This is a genomic window from Cupriavidus sp. FW305-46, from assembly GCF_058787075.1.
Genome location: NZ_JBYSZI010000024.1, coordinates 1 through 15,359 on the forward strand (window position 1 = coordinate 1; position 15,359 = coordinate 15,359).

The following is a 15,359-nucleotide window of genomic DNA, read 5'->3' on the forward strand; positions in this document are numbered from 1 at the left end:
GGGTTGGGATCGAGGGTGGCAGCGGGCATGGAAGGCGAAGAAGGCTGGGCTGGCGCACGGGGGCATGGCGGTGCCGGCGCGGGTCAGTCGGGGCCGGCCTTGCTGCGCTGGCCGGCGTGAGACGGCCATTATGCCAAATGACGTGGGGATTACTGGCGCACGGTGGCGTCGGAAGCCGCGGCCGCTTCGGTGGCGGCCTCGGCTGCGGATGCCGGTGCGGCGAGCGCTGCCGGTGCCGAAGCAGCCGGCGCCGCGGCGGCGGTCACGGCCGCGGGCGCGGAGGCCGGTTGCGCCTGGGCTTCGCTGGCGGGCATGCCGGCAGCGTGGCCACTGCGACCCGCTGCGGCGCTGGCCGCTTTCGGCTCGCGGTGGAACTGGCGGCTGGTGTCGCTGGGCAGGCGCTTGCCGCTGGGCAGCGCGCTGACAGCGCCGGGGCGGCGCGGCACATGGTCGGTGGCGGCCAGCTTCTTTTTCTGCTCTTCAGGCAGCTGCTGGTACTTGTCCCAGGCCTCGGCCTTTTTCTCGGCCGGCAGCGAGCGGGTGATCTGGTAGTTCTCGCGCGCCAGCCGGCGTTGCTGCGGGGTCATCTTGACCCATTCCGCCATGCGAGCCTGCAGCCGGGCCTGCTCGGCCGGGGAGAACTTGGGGTAGCGCTCGGCGATGCGCAGCCATTTGTGGCGGTTCAGTTCCGGCAGGCTGTCCCACAGCGGCTGCAGCGGGGCCAGGATGCGCTGGTTGACCGGGCTCAGATCGGCCCAGGCCGGCCGGGCATTGGTTGCCTGCGCGGCCGCAGGCGCTGTCACCGCCGAAGCCCCCTGGGCATGCGCCGCGGGCGGCAGCAGGCCCCAGCAGGCGGCTGCGCCGGCACCGGCCAGCAGCGCGGCCAGCCGGCGGCGCAAGGCGTCGGGGTGGAATATTGCGCGCGCCATGCTATTGCCCGCGCTTCAGGAATACGTGGAAGCCCTCGTCGGCGTAGGCCGTGGGCGGCAGATCGTCGAGCAGCATGGCGGCGTCGATATCGGCCAGTTCCTCGATGCGCTTCTGCTCCTGCCAGTGATAGATGCCGATCAGGCCGGCGGCCAGCGCCACCAGCGTCCAGATCAGGCCAAGGCGGCGCAGCCAGGCGCCGGCGCGGTGCAGCGGGGAGCTGTCTTCATCAAACAGCGGGACGTGCGCGCCGGGCATGGCCAGTTGCGGGACCAGCACGGGTGCCGCGGCCTTCTTGCGGGCGACCGCCATCCGGCGCGCAGCGGCGAGCCGTTCGGTGATGTCGGCCGGCAGGTCGTCGGTGCCGGCATCGAGTGCCGCCCGAATCTCTTGGGCAAACCGGCGTTCGCGGATTTCTTTTTCGTTTCTGCTCATAGTCGGACCCCCCGTGCGCGCAGGGCCTGCGCAAGTGTATGCGTGGCACGGGAACAGTGCGTCTTGACGCTGCCTTCGGAGCACCCCATTACGGCGGCGGTTTCGGCGACGTCCATATCTTCCCAGTAACGCATCAGGAATGCCTCGCGTTGACGCGTCGGCAGGCGCTGGATTTCCTGCTCGATGATGTGCATGACCTGGGCGCGCTCGACCTTGTCGGCGCTGCTTTCGGCCGATGCAGAGCCAGCCTGTGCCTCCAGCGTCTCAAGCAGGTCATTGTCGTCGCCTTCGCGGTCGTCGCGCAGGCTGGAAAACAGCGAGACCCAGGTGTTGCGCACCTTCTGGCGGCGGAACCAGTCGTGGATGGTGTTCTGCAGGATGCGCTGGAACAGCGGCGCCAGCTCGGCGGCGTCTTTGTCTCCGTACTTCTCGGCCAGCTTGATCATGGCGTCCTGGACAATGTCCAGCGCGGCGTCGTCGTCGCGGACCGCAAATACGGCCTGCTTGAAGGCGCGGCGCTCGACGCTGGCAAGAAAATCGGACAGTTCCTGGTCGGTGGCCATTCAGGCGGTTGCGGCTCGTTGCTGCGGGACAAATGCCCGGTTCTGGTGAATGTGCTGCGTACGGCCCGTGGCACATTCGAGGTGCTGCGATGCTAGCAAAAAAACGACCCCCTGTACCACTTTGTATTGCTGCAAATACATTGCGGCGCGCAAAAGATCCGCCGCACTCGGGAAAATCCCTCATGCGCAGGGCAAAAACAACCGTAGACCGCGCTGGTGCATTGCAGTATCATCGTCGGTTCACACGACATCAGTGGTTGTCTCATCCGGCCGCTTATGAGGCGGTCTTCCATGCAGACGCGCACCGCTTGAACCCGAGCCACAAGCCCGGCAGAGAGCATCCAAACAATTTTTTGCCGAAAATTGCAAAGGACTGAAATGAACATGCCCAGCGCGGAATTCTCCCACGCAGACAGCAATTCATCTGCCGCACCCGAAATGATCGGGGCGGAAATTCTCGTTCACGCACTTGCCGAAGAAGGCGTCGAGTACGTCTGGGGCTACCCCGGCGGCGCAGTGCTGTATATCTACGACGAGCTCCACAAGCAAACCAAGTTCGAGCACATCCTGGTGCGCCACGAGCAGGCCGCGGTCCATGCCGCAGACGGCTATGCACGGGCAACCGGCAAGGTGGGCGTGGCACTGGTGACCTCCGGTCCCGGCGTGACCAATGCCGTCACCGGCATTGCCACCGCGTACCTCGACTCGATCCCGATGGTGGTGATCACCGGCAACGTGCCGACCCACGCCATTGGCCAGGACGCCTTCCAGGAGTGCGACACCGTCGGCATTACCCGCCCGATCGTCAAGCACAACTTCCTGGTGAAGGACGTGCGCGACCTCGCCGCGACCATCAAGAAGGCGTTCTTCATTGCCGCGACCGGCCGTCCGGGCCCGGTGGTAGTGGACATCCCCAAGGATGTCTCGCGCAATGCCTGCAAGTACGAGTACCCCAAGTCGATCGACATGCGCTCGTACAACCCGGTGAACAAGGGCCACTCGGGCCAGATCCGCAAGGCCGTGGCCCTGCTCCAAGGTGCCGAGCGTCCGTATATCTACACCGGCGGCGGCGTGGTGCTGGCCAATGCCAGCGACGAGCTGCGCCAGCTGGCGGCGCTGACCGGCCACCCGGTGACCAACACGCTGATGGGCCTGGGCGCGTTCCCCGGCACCAGCAAGCAGTTCGTCGGCATGCTCGGCATGCACGGCACGTATGAAGCCAACATGGCCATGCAGAACTGCGACGTGCTGATCGCCATCGGTGCCCGCTTCGACGACCGCGTGATCGGCAACCCGGCGCACTTCACCTCGCAGGCGCGCAAGATCATCCATATCGACATCGATCCGTCGTCGATCTCCAAGCGCGTCAAGGTCGACATCCCCATCGTCGGCAACGTCAAGGACGTGCTGCAGGAACTGATCGCCCAGATCAAGGCCAGCGACATCAAGCCCAAGCGCGAAGCGCTCGCCAAATGGTGGGAGCAGATCGAGCAATGGCGTTCGGTGGACTGCCTGAAGTACGACCGCAGCTCCGAGATCATCAAGCCGCAGTACGTGGTGGAAAAGATCTGGGAACTGACCAAGGGCGATGCCTTCATCTGCTCCGACGTCGGCCAGCACCAGATGTGGGCCGCGCAGTTCTACAAGTTCGACGAGCCGCGCCGCTGGATCAATTCCGGCGGCCTGGGCACGATGGGCGTGGGCCTGCCGTACGCGATGGGCATCAAGAAGGCGTTCCCGGAGAAGGAAGTCGTCACCATCACCGGTGAAGGCTCGATCCAGATGTGCATCCAGGAACTGTCGACCTGCCTGCAGTACGACACCCCGGTGAAGATCTGCTCGCTCAACAATGGCTACCTGGGCATGGTGCGCCAGTGGCAGGAAATCGAGTACGACAATCGCTACTCGCACTCCTACATGGACGCGCTGCCCGATTTCGTCAAGCTGGCCGAGGCCTACGGGCACGTCGGCATGCGCGTCGAGAAGACGTCGGACGTCGAGCCGGCGCTGCGCGAGGCGTTCCGCCTGAAGGACCGTACCGTGTTCCTGGACTTCCAGACCGATCCCACCGAAAACGTCTGGCCGATGGTCCAGGCGGGCAAGGGCATTTCCGAAATGCTGCTCGGCGCGGAGGACCTGTAATGCGTCACATCATTTCGGTCCTGCTGGAAAACGAACCGGGCGCGCTGTCGCGCGTGGTGGGCCTATTCTCGGCCCGCGGCTATAACATCGAGACGCTGACCGTGGCACCCACCGAGGATGCCTCGCTGTCGCGCATGACCATTGTCACCTCCGGCTCGGATGATGTGATCGAGCAGATCACCAAGCACCTGAACCGCCTGGTGGAAGTGGTCAAGGTGGTCGACCTGACCGAAGGCGCGCACATCGAACGCGAGCTGATGCTCGTCAAGGTGCGCGCGGTGGGCAAGGAGCGCGAGGAAATGAAGCGCACCGCCGACATCTTCCGCGGCCGCATCATCGATGTCACCGAGAAGACCTACACCATCGAGCTGACCGGCAACGGCGTCAAGCTCGATGCGTTCCTGGACGCCATCGACCGCACCGCCATCCTCGAGACCGTCCGTACCGGCGGCTCGGGCATCGGCCGCGGCGAGCGCATCCTGAAGGTCTGACCGGGCCCCGGCTCACCCATACGGCTTCACGCAGCATCCCCGGGGCGGCGCGATCCGGACGCACACGATGCGTCCGAGGATGCCGCCCCCCTCATACAAAAGACAGAGATTGAAGGAATCATCATGAAAGTGTTTTACGACAAGGACGCCGACCTCTCCCTGATCAAGGGCAAGAACGTCACCATCATCGGCTATGGCTCGCAGGGCCATGCCCACGCGCTGAACCTGAAGGATTCGGGCGTCAATGTGACGGTCGGCCTGCGCAAGAGCGGCGCGTCGTGGAACAAGGCTGCCAACGCCGGCCTGCAAGTGAAGGAAGTGGCCGAGGCCGTCAAGGGTGCCGACGTGGTCATGATCCTGCTGCCGGACGAGCAGATCGCCGACGTGTACAAGAACGAAGTGCACGACAACATCAAGGAAGGCGCGGCGCTGGCCTTCGCCCACGGCTTCAACGTGCACTACGGTGCCGTGATCCCGCGCGCCGACCTGGACGTGATCATGATCGCGCCGAAGGCCCCGGGCCACACCGTGCGCGCCACGTACACGCAAGGTGGCGGCGTGCCGCACCTGATCGCCGTGCACCAGAACAAGTCCGGCGCCGCCCGTGACATCGCGCTGTCGTACGCCACCGCCAACGGCGGCGGCCGTGCCGGCATCATCGAGACCAACTTCCGCGAAGAAACCGAAACCGACCTGTTCGGCGAGCAGGCCGTGCTGTGCGGCGGTACCGTCGAGCTGATCAAGGCTGGCTTCGAAACCCTGGTGGAAGCCGGCTACGCGCCGGAAATGGCCTACTTCGAGTGCCTGCACGAACTGAAGCTGATCGTCGACCTGATCTACGAAGGCGGCATCGCCAACATGAACTACTCGATCTCCAACAACGCGGAATATGGTGAGTACGTCACTGGCCCGCGCGTGGTGACCGAAGAGACCAAGAAGGCGATGAAGCAGTGCCTGACCGACATCCAGACCGGCGAGTACGCCAAGAGCTTCCTGCTGGAGAACAAGGCCGGCGCCCCGACGCTGATCTCGCGCCGCCGCCTGACGGCCGAGCACCAGATCGAGGAAGTGGGTGCCAAGCTGCGCGCGATGATGCCGTGGATCGCCAAGAACAAGATGGTCGACCAGTCGAAGAACTAAGCTGCATCGCTGTCTGATGGCCCGCGCCGCACGGCGGCGGGCCGAAGCCGTTCAGCGTTCCGTGCCACGCCCTTCTATTATCAGAGGGGAGTCGCGGGACCTGAACGGCTTTTTGTTATGCTTGTCAGACTTTGGGCAAGGCGTGCATTATCCTGCTCCGCGACCACGGGGGCGCCGCCCGATGGTGGCTATCGCCGCCGCCGCGCCGCCTTGCCATGGTCTTGTATCCACCGACACCTGTACTGCATGAACTATCCTCATCCGCTGATCGCCCGTGAAGGCTGGCCGTTCCTGGCCGGCGCCTTTGTCATCTCGCTGCTGGTGCACGCCAGCGCGGGCTTCTGGTGGGCGTTGCCGTTGTGGATCATCACGGTATTCGTGCTCCAGTTCTTCCGCGATCCGCCGCGCCCGATCCCGTCGCAACCCAACGCCGTGCTGGCCCCAGCGGACGGCCGCATCGTCGTGGTCGAAAAGACCCAGGACCCGTACGCCGGCCGCGAGGCGCTGAAGATCAGCGTCTTCATGAACGTCTTCAACGTGCACTCGAACCGGGTCTCGGTCGACGGCGCGGTCGAGAAGGTCGAATATTTCCCCGGCAAGTTCGTCAACGCCGACATGGACAAGGCCTCGGTCGAGAACGAGCGCAATGCCGTGCTGATCCGGCGCGCTGCGGACGGCCAGCTGGTGACGCTGGTGCAGGTGGCCGGCCTGGTGGCCCGCCGCATCCTGTGCTACACCAAGGTGGGCGACAACCTCGCGCGCGGCCAGCGCTACGGCTTTATCCGCTTCGGCTCGCGCGTGGACGTCTACCTGCCGCTCGATGCGCGCCCGCGCGTGACCATCGGCGAGAAGGTATCGGCCTCGTCGACCATCCTCGCCGAACTCGACGTGAAGTGAGCGACAGCCTGACCGGAGGACTGTGATGGTTGCCTTCCATCGACGTAACAAGCGCAGCAGCAGCGGCAACGTGACCCACCTGCGGCCGTTCCGCCATAACCAGCTGCGCGGCGCCGACGATGACTTCGACGACGAAACCGCCGACGACCACGACATCGTCTACCAGCGTCCGCGCCGGCGCGGCATCTACCTGCTGCCCAACGCGTTCACCACCGCGGCGCTGTTCGCGGGTTTCTTCGCCATCGTCCAGGCCATGAACATGCGCTTCGATGCGGCGGCCATTGCCATCTTCGCGGCGATGGTGCTGGACGGCATGGACGGGCGCGTGGCGCGCATCACCAATACGCAGAGTGCGTTTGGCGAGCAGTATGACTCGCTGTCGGACATGACCTCTTTCGGGGTTGCGCCGGCGCTGGTGATGTATGAGTGGATCCTGCATGACCTGGGCAAGTGGGGGTGGATCGCAGCCTTTGTCTACTGCACCTGCGCGGCGCTGCGCCTGGCGCGCTTCAACGCCAACATCGGCGTGGTAGACAAGCGCTTCTTCCAAGGCCTGCCCAGCCCGGCCGCCGCCGCGCTGGTCGCGGGCTTCGTCTGGCTGGTGATCGACAACAAGCTGCCGGTCAAGGAGCTGTGGATGCCGTGGGTGGCGTTCGGCATCACGCTGTACGCCGGCCTGTCGATGGTGTCCAACGCGCCGTTCTACAGCGGCAAGGCGCTTGACGTTCGCTACCGCGTGCCGTTCGGCATGATGGTGCTGGTCCTGGTGCTGTTCGTGGTGGTGTCCACCGATCCGCCGGTGGCGCTGTTCGGCCTGTTCGTGGCCTATGCGATCTCGGGCTATGTGCTATGGGCCTGGCGGGCGATGCACGGCAAGCCGGCCATCGAGAAGAAGCAGCGCGAGAACGGCGCCAAGGCTTCATAGACGCTTCAGGCAGAAGGGCGCTCAGGCGCCCTTCATGCATTTCCGGGTTCACAATTGTTTTCATGCCGCGGCCATCGAGGCGTGGCACTCTGCAGTGTTTTCCACTCACCGTCAGGAGGATGTCATGGGCATGTTCGACTTCATCAAGGAAGCGGGAGAAAAGCTGTTCGGCACGGGCGAGGCCAAGGCCGCGCAAGAGGCCGCCGCGGCGGATGCGTCGGCGGAGAAGGTCGATGCCGCCAATCGCGCCGCGGGCGATGCGATCGAGGGCTACATCAGGAAGATGGGCCTGGATGCCACCGGGCTGATGGTGCAGGTGGACGGCTCGCAGGGGCTGGTCACGGTGTTCGGCGTGGCACCGGACCAGGCCACGCGCGAGAAGATCATCCTGTGCGCCGGCAACGTCGAGGGCGTGGACAAGGTCGAGGACAAGATGTCGGTCAACGTCGAATCCGCGGAATCGAGCTGGCATACCGTGGTCAAGGGCGACACGCTGTGGGCGATCTCCCAGGCTGCTTACGGCAACGGTGCCGAGTACAACAAGATCTTCGAGGCCAACAAGCCGATGCTGAGCCACCCGGACAAGATCTACCCGGGCCAGAAGCTGCGCATTCCGCCCAAGGGCTGATCCGTGCCGCTGGCGCGTCCGGGCAATATGGGCTAAACCCTGTATTGCACGGGCGCGCGAACTCGGCTATAGTCGCTGGCATGATTTCGCGCCAAGTCCTAATCGCCCGCACCACCCTAGGTGGCCTACTAGGCCATCAGGTCGGGACGCGCGCGCGCTAAGGACGGACTTACCCCTTAGCGCGACATCCGCAAGGAATTTTTCCAACGCCCCGGCCTGCTCCATGCACGCCGGGGCGTTTTGCATTCCACAGCCGTGGAGCGCGGAACAGGCGGTAGGCCCCGGACGCAGCATGCCGGGGACAGCACACGACAAGCAATCAGGAGCTCCACAAAATGTCTGACAAACTCATCATTTTCGACACCACCTTGCGTGACGGCGAGCAGTCGCCCGGCGCCTCGATGACCCGCGAGGAAAAGATCCGCATCGCACGCCAGCTGGAACGCCTGAAGGTCGATGTGATCGAGGCCGGTTTCGCGGCGAGCTCCAACGGCGACTTCGAGGCCATCCGCTCGATCGCGCAGGTGGTCAAGGACTCGACCATCTGCTCGCTGGCCCGAGCCAACGACAAGGACATTGCCCGCGCCGCCGAGGCGCTCAAGCCGGCCAACTCGTTCCGCATCCACACCTTCATCGCCACCTCCGCGCTGCACATGGAGAAGAAGCTGCGCATGACGCCGGACGAGGTGTACCAGCAGGCCCGCCTGGCGGTGCGCTTTGCGCGCCAGTTCACCGACGATATCGAGTTCTCGCCGGAAGACGGCAGCCGCTCGGACATGGACTTCCTGTGCCGCGTGCTGGAAGGCGTGATCGCCGAGGGGGCGACCACCATCAACCTGCCGGATACCGTGGGCTATGCCGTGCCGGAAGGCTACGCCGAGCTGATCCGCTCGGTGCGCGAGCGCATTCCCAACTCGGACAAGGCGATCTGGTCGGTGCACTGCCACAACGACCTGGGCATGGCCGTGGCCAACTCGCTGGCCGCCGTCAAGATGGCCGGCGCGCGCCAGATCGAATGCACCATCAACGGCCTGGGCGAGCGCGCCGGCAACACCAGCCTGGAAGAAGTGGTGATGGCGGTGAAGACCCGCCGCGACTATTTCGACCTCGATATCGGCGTGGATACCACGCAGATCGTGCCGGCCTCGAAGCTGGTGTCGCAGATCACCGGTTTCGTGGTGCAGCCGAACAAGGCCGTGGTGGGCGCCAATGCCTTCGCGCATGCCTCGGGCATCCACCAGGATGGCGTGCTCAAGGCGCGCGACACCTACGAGATCATGCGCGCGGAGGATGTGGGCTGGAGCGCCAACAAGATCGTGCTGGGCAAGCTGTCGGGCCGCAACGCCTTCAAGCAGCGCCTGCAGGAACTGGGCATCGAGCTCGAGAGCGAGACCGAAGTCAACGCCGCCTTCACCCGCTTCAAGGAATTGGCCGACCAGAAGGCCGAGATCTTCGACGAGGACATCGTCGCCATCGTCTCGAACGAGGCCCAGCACGATGCCAACGAGCACTTCCGCTTTATCTCGCTGTCGCAGCGCTCCGAGACCGGTGAGCGCCCGCATGCGCGCGTGGTGTTCAGCATGGACGGCCAGGAGCAGAGCGGCGAGGGCGAGGGCAACGGCCCGGTCGACGCCACCCTGCATGCGATTGAATCACGCGTGTCCAGCGGCGCAGAGATGGTGCTCTATTCGGTGAATGCCATCACCGGCGGCACCGAGGCCCAGGGCGAAGTCACCGTGCGCCTGTCCAAGGCCGGCCGCATCGTCAACGGCGTGGGCACCGACCCGGATATCGTCGCCGCCTCGGCCAAAGCCTACCTGGCCGCGCTGAACAAGCTGCACGACAAGGCTGTGCAAAAGATCAATCCGCAGATCTGACCGAGGCCCCTGCGTAGACGGCGGAAGGCTTCCCCGGCCTGAGCGTCCGGACCAGGCCCGCCATTCCCGACCCGGGGATGGCGGGCTTTTTTCATGGCTCAGCGGCGGCGCTCGTCGGGGTCGTACATCGGGTCGGGCGTGATCTGGGTCTGGCGCAGGATGCCGGCGTCGTCGAAATAGAAGTGGTACAGCGACGGCCACACGTCTTCATGGCGGAAGCGGTAGGACCAGACCTCGCGCCGCATCAGTGGGTAGTACTCGACCGGCAGGCGCGTCATGCCGAAATGCTCGGCCACATCCTGCCTGGTCCAGGTGCCGACCTGCGCCTTGTACAGTTCCAGCGTGGACAGCACATTGCTGAAGCGGGTCAGGTTGCCGTTGCGGTCGAAGTCGGCGCCATAGGCGTACTGGCCTAGCGGCTGCTTGGTGTAGATCCAGCGCGAGGTACCGTCGCGCAGCTGGAACACATCGGTGGGCGGCCCGAACGCGGCCTGTACTGCGGCCTGCGGCTGGCCCACCAGCTTGGTGCCTTCCGGTACCGGCATCAGCGTGGTGCAGGCAGACAGCATGGCGGCGCCCAGCGCCAGCAAGAGCCGGCGCGCGCCGTTGGCGATGACAGAATTCATGGCGAACCTCGGTCAATGCGTGGATGGTGAATACCGCAAGTGTAGTGCGGCCTCCGCGCTTGTGTGCGCCGGGCGCTGCTTTTCGGTGGATCTTCGCGCAACCTGGCGCTTTCCTCGCGGAAACGGCACCAATGATCGGGCCCGGTGGCATTTGCCCGCAACCGGTCGCTGCCGTACTATCCTGCGCTTTCCGGGAGAGAACATGAAGGTTGCGGGACGGTGGCGTGGATGGCTGGGCGGGTTGTTGCTGGCGGCCGCGGCGGGCGCGTCAGCTCAAGAGCCGATCCGGCTGGGCATGATCGACGGGTTGTCCGGCCCGTTTGCCAACGCAGGCGAAGCCGTGACGCGCAACCTGCGCCTGGCGATCGAGCGCATCAATGCGCGCGGCGGCGTGAAGACCGCAGAGGGTGCGCGGCCCATGGAGCTGGTCACCTTTGACAGCAAGGGCAATGTCGACGAGAGCCTGATCCAGTTGCGGGCCCTGACCGACAAGCGCATTCCCTTTGTCCTGCAGGGCAACAGCTCGGCCGTGGCCGGCGCGCTGGTGTCGGCCATCAACCGCCACAATGCGCGCCAGCCCGACGCGCGCGCGCTGTTCCTGAATTACTCGGCGGTCGATCCCAGCCTGACCAACGAGAACTGCAGCTTCTGGCACTTCCGTTTCGACGCCAGCGCCGATATGCGCATGCAGGCGCTGACCGAGGTGATCCGCCAGGACCAGGCCGTGCGCCGCGTCTACCTGATCGACCAGGACTACAGCTTCGGCCACCAGGTGTCGCGCTCGGCGCGCGAGATGCTGGCGGCGCGCCGGCCGGACATCCAGATCGTGGGCGACGAGTTCCACCCGATCGGCAAGATCAAGGACTTTGCGCCCTATATCGCCAAGATCAAGGCGAGCGGGGCGGACGCGGTCATCACCGGCAACTGGGGCAACGACCTGACGCTGATGGTCAAGGCCGCGCGCGAAGGCGGCCTGCAGGCCAAGTTCTACACCTTCTACGGCAATGGCCTGGGCGCGCCCGCGGCGATGGGCGATGCCGGCGTGGGCCGCGTGCTGGCGGTGGCCGAGTGGCACCCGAACGTGGGCGGGGCGGCGTCGGACGCGTTCTACCAGCAGTTCCGCGCGCGCTATCCGGAGCCGAAGGACGACTACGTGCACCTGCGCATGCAGATGATGGTGGAAATGCTGGCGCGCGCGATCGAGCAGGCCGGTTCCACCGATGCGGTCAAGGTGGCGCGCGCGCTCGAGAACATGCGCTACGTCAACCAGTTCCACGAGGCCACCGTGCGCGCCGACGACCACCAGGTGCTGCAGCCGCTGTACGTGTCCGTGATGGAGCGCCAGGGCGGGGCAGTGCGCTTCGACAACGAGGGCTCGGGTTATGGCTTCCGTACCGTGCGCAAGCTCAAGGCCGCGCAGACCACGCTGCCGACCACGTGCCGGATGGAGCGCCCCTGAGCGCCAGCGCGCCTGCGCGGGCCGCCCGGTATTCCTGCCGCGGCTTTTCGGCTATAATCGGCGGCTGTCGTTGCCTGGCCGTTGGCCCGGTGGCGGCGGTAGCCAGTCAAAACATGGCACGACGCATGCGGCGCATCCCGCGCTGTAGCGTTCGCAAGTGAAAGGAAATCATCATGGCAGTTGCCGATATCAACAAGTCCGAAGTCATCAAGCAGTTCGCACGTGGCGCCAACGACACTGGCAGCCCCGAAGTGCAAGTGGCCCTGCTGACCACCCGCATCAACGAACTGACCCCGCACTTCAAGGCCAACATGAAGGATCACCACAGCCGCCGCGGTCTGCTGCGCATGGTGAGCCGCCGTCGCCGCCTGCTGGACTACCTCAAGTCCAACGACGCCGACCGTTACCGCGCCCTGATCGAAAAGCTGGGCCTGCGCAAGTAAGATTGCGCCCGATGGCAGCGCGATTCCAGGGTTTGCACGGTTTCGCGTGAGGCCTCGATGCCTGCTTCAGCAATGCTGGGGCAGGCATTTTGCATTTCTGGCGGGGTGAATCCGCCTTGTCCAGCGATGCAGGCAGATGATGGAGTGATTTTCGCTTCACGCCGCCCGGCGGACATTCTGATTCACCGGGCGCCCGTTGCAGCAAGCTGCGCAACGGAGTAAGTTGTTCTTTTTTCTGTTTTCAATACCCCGGACCGGCCAAAGAAACAGGGCTTTGTGTCATTCCAGCACGGCATCGGCAACGCCGGTGCCGCGCTGGAATGGCATAGCACTTCCCTGCGACTGCGACCGGCGACCCGGCAGTTTGCCTGCGGCTGAGAACGCAGGCGTCGCAGGCCGTGCGCGTGTTATTGCGTGATTGCGCGGCCTGCACGCAAGCCAAGGAATGCACATGTCCATGTTCAACAAGATCGTCAAGGAATTCCAGTGGGGCCAGCACACGGTCCGCATGGAAACCGGCGAAATCGCCCGCCAGGCCGGCGGTGCCGTGCTGGTCGATGTGGAAGACACCGTGGTGCTGGCGACCGTGGTCGCCGCCAAGAGCCCGAAGCCGGGCCAGGACTTCTTCCCGCTGACCGTCGACTACATCGAGAAGACCTACGCAGCCGGCAAGATCCCCGGCGGCTTCTTCAAGCGTGAAGGCCGTCCGTCGGAAAACGAGACCCTGACCTCGCGCCTGATCGACCGTCCGCTGCGCCCGCTGTTCCCGGAAGGCTTCTACAATGACGTCCAGGTGGTGATCCACGTGGTGTCGCTGAACCCGGAAGTGCCCGCTGACATTCCCGCGCTGATCGGCGCGTCGGCCGCGCTGGCCGTGTCGGGCATCCCGTTCAACGGCCCGGTTGGCGCCGCGCGCGTGGGCTACAAGGATGGCCAGTACCTGCTCAACCCGACCCGCTCGCAGCTCGCCACCTCGGACCTGGACCTGGTGGTCGCCGGTACCGAGCGCGCCGTGCTGATGGTGGAATCGGAAGCCAACCAGCTGTCGGAAGACGTCATGCTGGGCGCCGTGGTCTATGGCCATGAGCAAATGCAGATCGCGATCAACGCCATCCATGAGCTGGTGCGCGAAGGCGGCAAGCCCGAGTGGGACTGGGCCCCGGCCGCCAAGAACGAGCCGCTGATCGCCAAGGTCACCGAAGTTGCACTGCCGCTGCTGCAGGAAGCCTACCAGTTGCGCCAGAAGTCGGCCCGCAGCCAGAAGCTGAAGGAAGTAAACGCCAACGTGGCGGCCGCGCTGGCAGCCGCCGGCGTGGAAGCCGACAAGGTGGAAGTCGGCAACATCATGTTCGACCTGGAAGCCAAGATCGTGCGCGGCCAGGTGCTGGCCGGCGAGCCGCGTATCGACGGGCGCGACACCCGCACGGTGCGCCCGATCGAGATCCGCTCGTCGGTGCTGCCGCGCGCGCACGGCTCGGCGCTGTTCACCCGTGGTGAAACGCAGGCGCTGGTGGTGGCCACGCTCGGCACCAAGAGCGACGAGCAGATCATCGACGCACTGGCCGGCGAATACCGCGACCGCTTCATGCTCCACTACAACATGCCCCCGTTCGCCACCGGTGAAACCGGCCGCGTGGGCAGCCCGAAGCGCCGTGAAATCGGCCACGGCCGCCTGGCCAAGCGCGCGCTGATCCCGGTGCTGCCGAAGGACGATGAATTCGCCTACACCATCCGCCTGGTTTCGGAAATCACCGAATCCAACGGCTCGTCGTCGATGGCTTCGGTCTGCGGCGGCTGCCTGGCGCTGATGGACGCCGGCGTTCCGGTCAAGGCGCACGTGGCCGGCGTGGCCATGGGCCTGATCCTGGAAGGCAACAAGTTTGCCGTGCTGACCGACATCCTGGGCGATGAAGATCACCTGGGCGACATGGACTTCAAGGTGGCGGGTACCGACAACGGCATCACCGCGCTGCAGATGGACATCAAGGTCCAGGGCATCACCAAGGAGATCATGCAGGTCGCGCTGGCGCAGGCCCGTGAAGGCCGCCTGCACATCCTGCACAAGATGCAGGAAGCGATGGGCCACGCCCGCACCGAACTGTCGGCGCACGCTCCGCGCATGATCACCATGAAGATCCATCCGGACAAGATCCGCGAAGTGATCGGCAAGGGCGGCTCGACCATCCAGGCGCTGACCAAGGAAACCGGCACCACCATCGACATCCAGGAAGACGGCACGATCACGATCGCGTCGACCTCGACCGACGGCATGGCCGAAGCCAAGCGCCGCATCGAGGGCATCACCGCGGAAGCCGAAGTGGGCAAGATCTACGCCGGCACCGTGCTGAAGCTGCTGGACTTCGGCGCCATCGTCAACATCCTGCCGGGCAAGGATGGCCTGCTGCACATCTCGGAAATCGTCAACGAGCGTGTCAAGGACATCAAGGACTGGCTGAAGGAAGGCCAGCAAGTCCGCGTCAAGCTGATCCAGGCTGACGAGAAGGGCCGCCTGCGCCTGTCGCTGAAGGCCGCGCTGGCCGAAGAGGGCGGCAGCATCAGCCCGATCAACGCCGGCGAAGCCGCCGCGCCGGCGGCTCCGGCCGAAGGCTCGGAACAGCAGTAAAGCCAGCGGGGCAGGATTGCCCGCAGGTGCCGCCGCAAGGTGGCGCCGCCAAAAAAACGGCTGGACGATGTCCAGTCGTTTTTTTGTTTACACTGCCGGCAACCCTATCGAGCCAAGGCTCACACCGACCCTGGCGCGATGCATCGTCGACCCGCGCCAAGACAAGTACAAGGAGCAGAGCAG

14 protein-coding genes are annotated in these 15,359 nt (G+C 65.1%); 10 read left to right on the top strand and 4 right to left on the bottom strand.

Annotated features, from left to right (window positions below):
• Nucleotides 1-149: 149 nt before the first annotated feature.
• From AC3WON_RS13705 to AC3WON_RS13715, 3 genes are read right to left on the bottom strand one after another with little or no spacing between them, the layout of a single operon-like run.
• Nucleotides 150-929 (bottom strand): DUF3106 domain-containing protein, encoded by a 780-nt coding sequence (locus AC3WON_RS13705; protein ID WP_492320929.1) that lies wholly within the window; start codon nt 927-929, stop codon nt 150-152.
• 1 nt (nt 930) lies between these two features.
• Nucleotides 931-1,362, bottom strand: a complete 432-nt coding sequence (locus AC3WON_RS13710) for a DUF3619 family protein (protein ID WP_492320928.1) — start codon at nt 1,360-1,362, stop codon at nt 931-933.
• Nucleotides 1,359-1,925, bottom strand: a complete 567-nt coding sequence (locus tag AC3WON_RS13715) for an RNA polymerase sigma factor (RefSeq protein WP_492320927.1) — start codon at nt 1,923-1,925, stop codon at nt 1,359-1,361. Before AC3WON_RS13715 ends, AC3WON_RS13710 begins: the two co-directional genes overlap by 4 nt.
• A gap of 378 nt (nt 1,926-2,303) precedes the next feature.
• On the opposite strand from AC3WON_RS13715, the gene AC3WON_RS13720 reads away from it, so the two are divergent.
• From AC3WON_RS13720 to AC3WON_RS13750, 7 genes are all read left to right on the top strand, one after another.
• Nucleotides 2,304-4,067 carry an acetolactate synthase 3 catalytic subunit gene (locus AC3WON_RS13720; protein WP_041687231.1) on the top strand — a complete coding sequence of 588 codons (1,764 nt, stop codon included), beginning with the start codon at nt 2,304-2,306 and terminating at the stop codon, nt 4,065-4,067.
• On the top strand, nt 4,067-4,558 hold the full coding sequence (ilvN, locus tag AC3WON_RS13725; RefSeq protein ID WP_010809144.1) for an acetolactate synthase small subunit: 492 nt from the start codon (nt 4,067-4,069) through the stop codon (nt 4,556-4,558). The genes AC3WON_RS13720 and ilvN overlap by 1 nt, the downstream gene beginning before the upstream one ends.
• A 123-nt stretch (nt 4,559-4,681) precedes the next feature.
• The gene (gene ilvC / locus AC3WON_RS13730) at nt 4,682-5,698 is read left to right on the top strand and encodes a ketol-acid reductoisomerase (protein ID WP_010809143.1); all 1,017 of its coding nucleotides are present in this window, start codon (nt 4,682-4,684) and stop codon (nt 5,696-5,698) included.
• 246 nt (nt 5,699-5,944) lie between these two features.
• Complete coding sequence (locus AC3WON_RS13735) at nt 5,945-6,595, top strand: phosphatidylserine decarboxylase (RefSeq protein WP_492320925.1); 651 nt, start codon at nt 5,945-5,947, stop codon at nt 6,593-6,595.
• 25 nt (nt 6,596-6,620) lie between these two features.
• Nucleotides 6,621-7,520, top strand: coding sequence for a CDP-diacylglycerol--serine O-phosphatidyltransferase (gene pssA / locus AC3WON_RS13740; protein ID WP_492320924.1), 900 nt, complete (start codon nt 6,621-6,623; stop codon nt 7,518-7,520).
• A gap of 124 nt (nt 7,521-7,644) precedes the next feature.
• On the top strand, nt 7,645-8,148 hold the full coding sequence (lysM, locus tag AC3WON_RS13745; RefSeq protein ID WP_010809140.1) for a peptidoglycan-binding protein LysM: 504 nt from the start codon (nt 7,645-7,647) through the stop codon (nt 8,146-8,148).
• Between the two features lie 335 nt (nt 8,149-8,483).
• Nucleotides 8,484-10,025: a 2-isopropylmalate synthase gene (locus AC3WON_RS13750; protein ID WP_010809139.1), complete on the top strand. Its 1,542-nt coding sequence runs from the start codon at nt 8,484-8,486 to the stop codon at nt 10,023-10,025.
• Between the two features lie 98 nt (nt 10,026-10,123).
• On the opposite strand, the gene AC3WON_RS13755 is transcribed toward AC3WON_RS13750, so the two are convergent.
• Nucleotides 10,124-10,651, bottom strand: a complete 528-nt coding sequence (locus AC3WON_RS13755; protein ID WP_492320922.1) for a hypothetical protein — start codon at nt 10,649-10,651, stop codon at nt 10,124-10,126.
• A 202-nt stretch (nt 10,652-10,853) separates the two neighbouring features.
• Here AC3WON_RS13755 and AC3WON_RS13760 point away from each other — a divergent pair, with 202 nt between their 5' ends.
• The 3 genes from AC3WON_RS13760 (at nt 10,854) to pnp (ending at nt 15,176) form a co-directional block, all read left to right on the top strand.
• Nucleotides 10,854-12,110: a branched-chain amino acid ABC transporter substrate-binding protein gene (locus AC3WON_RS13760; RefSeq protein WP_492320921.1), complete on the top strand. Its 1,257-nt coding sequence runs from the start codon at nt 10,854-10,856 to the stop codon at nt 12,108-12,110.
• Nucleotides 12,111-12,283: 173 nt separating this feature from the next.
• Entirely contained in the window at nt 12,284-12,553 is a 270-nt protein-coding gene (gene rpsO, locus AC3WON_RS13765; RefSeq protein ID WP_010809136.1) for a 30S ribosomal protein S15, read from the top strand.
• Between the two features lie 451 nt (nt 12,554-13,004).
• Nucleotides 13,005-15,176 carry a polyribonucleotide nucleotidyltransferase gene (pnp, locus tag AC3WON_RS13770; protein WP_492320920.1) on the top strand — a complete coding sequence of 724 codons (2,172 nt, stop codon included), beginning with the start codon at nt 13,005-13,007 and terminating at the stop codon, nt 15,174-15,176.
• Nucleotides 15,177-15,359 lie beyond the last annotated feature (183 nt).

Excerpts from the sequence above, each read along its gene's own strand:
- AC3WON_RS13705 (WP_492320929.1), bottom strand. The coding sequence starts at position 929 with ATGGCGCGCGCAATATTCCACCCCGACGCCTTGCGCCGCCGGCTGGCC.
- AC3WON_RS13710 (WP_492320928.1), bottom strand. The coding sequence starts at position 1,362 with ATGAGCAGAAACGAAAAAGAAATCCGCGAACGCCGGTTTGCCCAAGAG.
- AC3WON_RS13715 (WP_492320927.1), bottom strand. The coding sequence starts at position 1,925 with ATGGCCACCGACCAGGAACTGTCCGATTTTCTTGCCAGCGTCGAGCGC.
- AC3WON_RS13720 (WP_041687231.1), top strand. The coding sequence starts at position 2,304 with ATGAACATGCCCAGCGCGGAATTCTCCCACGCAGACAGCAATTCATCT.
- ilvN (WP_010809144.1), top strand. The coding sequence starts at position 4,067 with ATGCGTCACATCATTTCGGTCCTGCTGGAAAACGAACCGGGCGCGCTG.
- ilvC (WP_010809143.1), top strand. The coding sequence starts at position 4,682 with ATGAAAGTGTTTTACGACAAGGACGCCGACCTCTCCCTGATCAAGGGC.
- AC3WON_RS13735 (WP_492320925.1), top strand. The coding sequence starts at position 5,945 with ATGAACTATCCTCATCCGCTGATCGCCCGTGAAGGCTGGCCGTTCCTG.
- pssA (WP_492320924.1), top strand. The coding sequence starts at position 6,621 with ATGGTTGCCTTCCATCGACGTAACAAGCGCAGCAGCAGCGGCAACGTG.
- lysM (WP_010809140.1), top strand. The coding sequence starts at position 7,645 with ATGGGCATGTTCGACTTCATCAAGGAAGCGGGAGAAAAGCTGTTCGGC.
- AC3WON_RS13750 (WP_010809139.1), top strand. The coding sequence starts at position 8,484 with ATGTCTGACAAACTCATCATTTTCGACACCACCTTGCGTGACGGCGAG.
- AC3WON_RS13755 (WP_492320922.1), bottom strand. The coding sequence starts at position 10,651 with ATGAATTCTGTCATCGCCAACGGCGCGCGCCGGCTCTTGCTGGCGCTG.
- AC3WON_RS13760 (WP_492320921.1), top strand. The coding sequence starts at position 10,854 with ATGAAGGTTGCGGGACGGTGGCGTGGATGGCTGGGCGGGTTGTTGCTG.
- rpsO (WP_010809136.1), top strand. The coding sequence starts at position 12,284 with ATGGCAGTTGCCGATATCAACAAGTCCGAAGTCATCAAGCAGTTCGCA.
- pnp (WP_492320920.1), top strand. The coding sequence starts at position 13,005 with ATGTCCATGTTCAACAAGATCGTCAAGGAATTCCAGTGGGGCCAGCAC.